The organism is uncultured Polaribacter sp. (genome assembly GCF_947500975.1).
GTDB lineage: Bacteria > Bacteroidota > Bacteroidia > Flavobacteriales > Flavobacteriaceae > Polaribacter.
This window is the reverse complement of record NZ_CANMUE010000016.1, coordinates 1-6,362: the sequence shown is the minus strand read 5'-3', so window position 1 is coordinate 6,362 and position 6,362 is coordinate 1. Positions and strand designations below refer to the sequence as shown.

Sequence of the window (6,362 nt, the reverse complement as noted above, 5' to 3'; positions counted from 1 at the left end):
ATTTTGAACTAAAATTTGTAGCTTAGTAACATAAATAATCAGCAACGGTTTGTTGCGTTAACAACTTGAATGCAGCAAATCACGAATGAAAAATCTACTACTTTATACAATTCTAATTTTTTTAATATTTGCAAGTTGTTCAATTTGCCCTTCTGAAAATGAATTTATTGGAAAATACTATTCGCAAAAAGAAGGAATTGAAAATTATATTGAAATTCAAAAAAATGGAAATTTCAATCATTTTTATTCTAAAGGAGAATTGACTTTAAAACATTCTGGAACTTGGGAGAAAAGTAAAAATGGTTATTGCTATTTGGAATTTAGCGAGTGGAAAAATTTTGACGAAAAAGGAGAAAAATTTGAAATACTTGGAAATCAAATTTTATACATAAACGGAAAATATCTTGACCACACACCAGATGGGGAAACCTTATCGAGTTTCATTAAAAAAGAAAAAGGACAACTAACAATTGGAAAGGGAAATGATGTAATTGTAACCTTAAAAATAGAAGAAAAGAATGATATTGAAAAAATTGAATTCTCTTCGAATAATAGTTTAATATCAATTAGTCAAAAGGAATTAGCTGAAAATAATGTGTTTATTTACAAATTTAGTAATAAAGGAGAAGGAACTTTTAAAACTTGTATTTACAAATTAAATGACACAATATGTTCTGAACAATATGTTGAAAAAGGTTATGAACCTAAAATTAAATTTGAAAAAGATAGTTTAATTGTTGCTGACTTTTTCGGAACTGAATATGAATAAAACTATTGCCAACACCGTGTATATTTTATTGCTTTTTTTAGCCAACTTACGAAAATCCTCGCGGATTTTCTATTCAGTATTTATTTGCTAACTTTACGCTAAACCAAAGCAACAAAGTATACACAAACACGTTGCCAAACATTGTGAAATTAAATTACAACTCTAAGTTTAGACTTATTTGAAAAATTAAAATATTTTTTTATGACATCAGAAGGTAAAGCAAAAGCTTGTCCTAATTCTTCATCTGAATACTGTAATTCCTTTTTGTGTAATTCATAAGCATTTTTAAAAACAACTGGTTTATCAATATCTACAATTGTCTTTTCGTTTTTTCTTTCCCCCATTCTACTCAATTCAATCATGAAATATTTTGCTTTATTTTCGGGAATACCTTTTAAATCTTTTGCTCTTCTAATTATAGATTGCTTAGAACAATACCAATATTTTTTTAAAGGAGCTAAATCATATAATCTCATTCCTATCAATGAGTTTTTAATACCTTCTTCTGGCATCAAAAATTCTGAAGCAAATGTGTTTGCTTCACTTTCTTTTTGTTTTTCATTTCTATGAGTTGGAGTTGGAAAATCTCCTGTTATATGCATTAAAATATGACCTAACTCATGAGCTAGGGTAAATCTTTTTCTATCATTTGAAAAATTCTTATTAATAATAATGACAGGAATTCCTTTATCGGTAATAAAAGAAACACCATCGAATTTATCAACTACATCATCAAATTCAATAATAATAATTCCATTACTTTCTAAATGATTAAATATATTAAAAACAGGCTCTCTCTTATTGAGTCCCATTAACTTTCTAGTATATCTAGCTACTTCTTGAGGTGTGTATTCTTCTGGGTCTAATGGCTTTAATGTAAACTCTGGATAATCTATAGAATCACTTAATTGGTCTACTAAATAACCTATTATCTTATTATTTGACTCTATTTGTATTTTAATAGCTTTAGTTATTCCTGACTTTTTTCTATAATGAGCTATTTCAATATCATTATTTATGTTCTTTTGAAAAAAAGATAAAGGAAAATTTAAAACTGTTATTAAAGTATTAATAATATCATCAGACAAAACATCAAAACCTTTTTCAAACTTAGATAAGTTAGATTGGGATAAACCTTTAATTTGTTTTGACAATTCAGTTTGACTCATTACTCGATACTCTCTTGCAAATACGAATTGAGAATGATTAAATTTCATAATTATTAAATTATAATTAAAACTTTATTCTAGGACTTAAGGTGTCGATTATAAATAATTTATTCGTTAGAAGCTTTTTTTCTTCTTAACTCCTCTTTTACAGAGACGTTTACTACTTTTTTAGAAATAATAGATTTAGAGTTAGTATCAATAGTTGTTACATCATTTTCAGAAACAATCCATCTAACCTCACTTTCATCTATATATACAATCTGAGGAGAAATAATTTCTCCCATTCTATCAACTTTATATCCAAAAAATAATATTGGATCATCTTGATAAACTTCACTATCAAACAACGATAAATTCAATTGATTCGAAATTGTATTTACGTGTTTTGTTTTTACATTCATAGGTTTATTCTTGTTGTTTAATTTTTTTACTAAAAAAATATAATCTCCCAACTTCAAAACAAACCTCTTATATTTACCCCATTTCCAATAATCAGAAAATTCAACCTGTAAACTTTCAACGATTGAAGTATTTAATACAGAAGCATCAAATCTAACTTTTGATTCTGGATTAAACATCGAGGACACCAAATTATATTTTTTAACACCTTTATTAAATGCTAAAAAGAATTTTGGTAAATCCTTTTTTAAATCATGAAGACACTCATCCTTAGACACTTGTCTTCTTTTTCCACGACGACTTGTGGAATCCATTTTTGTTACTATATTTGTCATACCTTATTACATTGTTTTTTGACACCTTAAACCAAAGAACTAAAAAAGAACTCTGCTCGAACAGAGTTTTTTTACACTTACAAATATATAAAATAAAAGTTTTGTTGTAATATTATTTAAGTAAAGTTGTATAAAATGTTATTAACAAAAAAACGTTAGGCAACAACGGCTAAAATTAATGCGGTTTGAATATTAAAAAGAGAATTTCAAATTCATTTGTCCGCAAAAACAATTTGTCTTAGTTTTAAGTCAAATAAAAAAACTAAACAAATGGTTTTTGCTAAATTCTAGTAGTTGATAAATTATTATCCTAAATCCGCACTAACTTTAGCCAAACCGTTGCCAACCATTGTGAAAAAAGAAGAATTAAAAAAAATTGAAAAGAAAGATTTATTGACTATTGGATTGAAATCAGTCTTAGGAAACATACCGTTTGCAGGATCCTTTTTCAATGAAGTAGTTGACTTTATACCTAATATAAAACAAAAAAGACTAAATAAATTTACTGAATTATTAATTGAATATTTTGAAAAAAATCAAAAAGAAAGTTTTGATAATTTAAAAACTGAAAACTTTGCTGATATTTTCCAGTCTACACTAGCTTTAGTTTTAAAAACTCAATCTGAAAGGAAAATAGGATATTTCAAAGATATACTTATTAAGGAAATAGAATTGCCTTCTTCTAATATCCATAGAGTTGAAATATATTTAAATTTAATTTCTACTTTATCAGAACAAGAAATTCTAATACTATCAGAGTTTCGAGTTTTTAATAAAGACTATGAAATTAAACAACAGAACTTTTATAATGTAAAAAATGAATATACAAGAGTAAGGACAACTTCCGATAAAACAATAAAATATATTGGAAGAGGAAAAATGGTTGAAACATTTAAAGAAGCTAAAAACTATATTGAAATAAACGAAAAATATTTTGAAAACTTAAATCTCATACAGAATCATAAATATCATAATCTTTTAAAACGAGATTTTCTTTTTTATAAACAAAGCTTATTCTCTAAAGGACTCTTAGTTGAAGAAAATCAAGGTTTAGTGTTTGGGGGAGTTGAACCATTTTCTAAAATGCTAATTACAGAATTTGGTGAAGATTTTATTAATTTTATTGTTCAATCTGAAAAAACGGTAGGCAACACTGTATAAAAAACATAGGGCATTTGTTCTTCTTTGATAATTGAATTTTAACAAAGTCCGCTAAATATAAAATTTGGCATTTATAAGAAGATTAAAAGCAAAATATTTATATTTAGCTAAGTTTATAAATCCAAACGAGAGTTTTTTAATTGAAAGCCCTACGTTTCTTATACCACCCGTTAGCCTACATTAATGAAAACCGAACAAACATTTAAAACTAAAACTGGATTTTGTCACATTACGGAAGACAAAATTATTCTGACTCGTGACGGAATTATTGGAAATGTTGCCGAATTAACAACTGGAAATAAGATTATCCGACTTTTAATTATTTACGGACTAATTGCTTCATTAATGATTTACAATGCATACAAAGATTTTAAAGACGAAAATTGGTTGTTTTTCGGACTTTACTTAATTGGCGGAATATATTTGACATATACAGTTTTTAAGAGCATAAATTTAAGTGCAACACCAATAATTGAACGGAATAAAATAAAACATGTTGAATTTAAGCCTGCTAAAAAGTTTCTGACAAGAAGTTATTTTAAAGTGGATTTTGAACAAAATGTTGGAAAAATAAAAAGCCGACTTATAATGCTTCCTGGTTCATTAAATGATGGAACAAACGAAACAGAAAAAGCAATCGGAATTATGAAAAATGCAGGATTAATTTAAAAATGAAAGTTTCTAAACTAACATATAATCCAAAATGGACAGCATTACTGATTGTTAGTATTTGTTTGACCGGAATGCTAATTGGAAATTATGTTCAAAGATTTCGGATTTCCGAATATCGTTGGATTTATCAATATGGCAGTTATCTGAATTTAATAATGGTTTTTGGCTCGCTTTGTTGGTCTTTGGTTCATCCTTTAATTGTATGGTCGAATAGAAAACCAGAATGGAAAAAGTATCTGATTTGGATAATTGTTGGTCTTATTCCATTAATTTATTTTATTTCAATGATGATAATAGTTGAAATTAGATTTGGAAATAAAATAACGTAGGCTAACACCGTGTATAATTCATTGCTAGTTATAGCCTACTTACGAAAGTCCTCGCGGACTTTCTATCTGTGATTTATTTGCTAACTTTAGTGCTTAAACACGCAACGAAATCATACACAAACACGTTAGGGCAAATTTGCCAAAAAAACCAAAATTGAACTATGAAAGAAAAATTTGTCCTTTTAATTACCTTCTTAATATTTGGACTAAATACTTCATTTGCGCAGAAATCTAAAACAATTGAAAAACTAGAGTTTGAGAATTATGAACTTAAAGTTATATTTTTTGACCCTTACGAAAATTTAGTTTCAGAAAATCCTGAATTCAAAAACCTTGACTCTTTAAAACAAGGAGAAATTTGGAATAAATATTTACTTAACAATGTCATTTATGATTTTCAATTAATTCAAAAAAAGAAAATTGTTAAACATTATATTTTAAGAGGAAATTCATCGAAAAACATTTACCCAAAAGATTTAACGAGAAATAATGTCTATTTATTAGATATAGTAAATCATAAAAAGAACACTAATTTTTATAGGTTATTAGACTATTCAAAAATGATTGATAAAACAATTGATAAGTTCAGTTTTTATGGAACACTATTCGAGAATATGGAACTACTGAAAGATAACGATGGAAAATTAGGCAAAAACCTCTTTGGTAGATTTAGATTAAAAATTCCTTATTCCACAATACATAATAATGTAATGACTTTAATAGGTTTTGACTTATTTGGAGAAATGGAAACTGAATGGATAGCAAATAACACAGAAGAATTTAAAAACTCATTTTTCGATTATCAAGAAAAAATCGACCAATATTTCAAAATCGAAAGAATTAAAAAAACGTATGTAAGAACTTATGACCAAAATGGAGAAATTCAAAATGAATATCCAAGGTTAAATACAGACGAGGATATCAAATCCTATATTGGAAAAATGAATAGAATTGGAAATGTGGTTTCTTTACCGTTTTTCAAATCTTCTGATAAAGTAATTTTAATCGAAAAGGATAGTTTATACTTAAAATATAAAGTTGAGACTAAAAACAATAAACCGATTGATAAGTATTTAGAAAATATTGTCGTCTTAAAAAATTCAAATGGAGAAATTGAGAATATTACAGCAACTCTTTTAATTCACGGCTCATCGATTGACAGAGGAGATTATGTTGAGAGAGAAAATTATATTGCATATTTCAAGACTTTTAAGGATTTAAGATTACCTTTTAAAATTCTGTTTTCGCCATTAACTGACAAACAATTTGAAAAACCACGAATTGAAATTGAATTAGATTATTTGTTCCATAGAAAATAAAAAACTTGCCCTAACACCGTATATAATTTATTGCTGGCTTCTTGCCTACTTGCGAAAGTCCTCGAGGACTTTCTTGGTCGGTAATTATTTACTAAATTAGTTGCTTAAAACACGCAACAAACCATATACAACAACGTTGGTATTCATTCCGTGAAAAAATCAGAATCATACAAAAAAGTCGTTTAAAACAATGATTTTTTTTAAATAAA

6 protein-coding genes are annotated in these 6,362 nt (G+C 26.8%); 4 read left to right on the top strand and 2 right to left on the bottom strand.

Annotated features, from left to right (window positions below; all coding sequences use genetic code 11):
• Positions 1–85: 85 nt before the first annotated feature.
• Positions 86–769, top strand: a complete 684-nt coding sequence (locus Q0733_RS12605) for a hypothetical protein (RefSeq protein ID WP_298782641.1) — start codon at positions 86–88, stop codon at positions 767–769.
• A gap of 149 nt (positions 770–918) precedes the next feature.
• On the opposite strand, the gene Q0733_RS12600 is transcribed toward Q0733_RS12605, so the two are convergent.
• Positions 919–1,986, bottom strand: a complete 1,068-nt coding sequence (locus Q0733_RS12600) for an XRE family transcriptional regulator (protein WP_298782640.1) — start codon at positions 1,984–1,986, stop codon at positions 919–921.
• A gap of 59 nt (positions 1,987–2,045) precedes the next feature.
• Positions 2,046–2,651: a hypothetical protein gene (locus tag Q0733_RS12595; RefSeq protein WP_298782639.1), complete on the bottom strand. Its 606-nt coding sequence runs from the start codon at positions 2,649–2,651 to the stop codon at positions 2,046–2,048.
• 315 nt (positions 2,652–2,966) lie between these two features.
• Between Q0733_RS12595 and Q0733_RS12590 the strand changes: the two genes are divergently transcribed.
• The 3 genes from Q0733_RS12590 to Q0733_RS12580 all read left to right on the top strand — a co-directional run bounded on the left by Q0733_RS12590 (position 2,967) and on the right by Q0733_RS12580 (position 6,153).
• Positions 2,967–3,833, top strand: coding sequence for a hypothetical protein (locus tag Q0733_RS12590; RefSeq protein WP_298782637.1), 867 nt, complete (start codon positions 2,967–2,969; stop codon positions 3,831–3,833).
• A 183-nt stretch (positions 3,834–4,016) separates the two neighbouring features.
• Positions 4,017–4,502 carry a phosphoribosylaminoimidazolesuccinocarboxamide synthase gene (locus Q0733_RS12585; RefSeq protein ID WP_298782636.1) on the top strand — a complete coding sequence of 162 codons (486 nt, stop codon included), beginning with the start codon at positions 4,017–4,019 and terminating at the stop codon, positions 4,500–4,502.
• A gap of 493 nt (positions 4,503–4,995) precedes the next feature.
• Positions 4,996–6,153: a hypothetical protein gene (locus Q0733_RS12580; protein ID WP_298782634.1), complete on the top strand. Its 1,158-nt coding sequence runs from the start codon at positions 4,996–4,998 to the stop codon at positions 6,151–6,153.
• Positions 6,154–6,362 lie beyond the last annotated feature (209 nt).

What these genes read in the sequence shown, in the direction of transcription:
- Q0733_RS12600 (WP_298782640.1), bottom strand. Translation starts at nt 1,986, where the DNA reads ATGAAATTTAATCATTCTCAATTCGTATTTGCAAGAGAGTATCGAGTA.
- Q0733_RS12580 (WP_298782634.1), top strand. Translation starts at nt 4,996, where the DNA reads ATGAAAGAAAAATTTGTCCTTTTAATTACCTTCTTAATATTTGGACTA.
- Q0733_RS12595 (WP_298782639.1), bottom strand. Translation starts at nt 2,651, where the DNA reads ATGGATTCCACAAGTCGTCGTGGAAAAAGAAGACAAGTGTCTAAGGAT.
- Q0733_RS12605 (WP_298782641.1), top strand. Translation starts at nt 86, where the DNA reads ATGAAAAATCTACTACTTTATACAATTCTAATTTTTTTAATATTTGCA.
- Q0733_RS12585 (WP_298782636.1), top strand. Translation starts at nt 4,017, where the DNA reads ATGAAAACCGAACAAACATTTAAAACTAAAACTGGATTTTGTCACATT.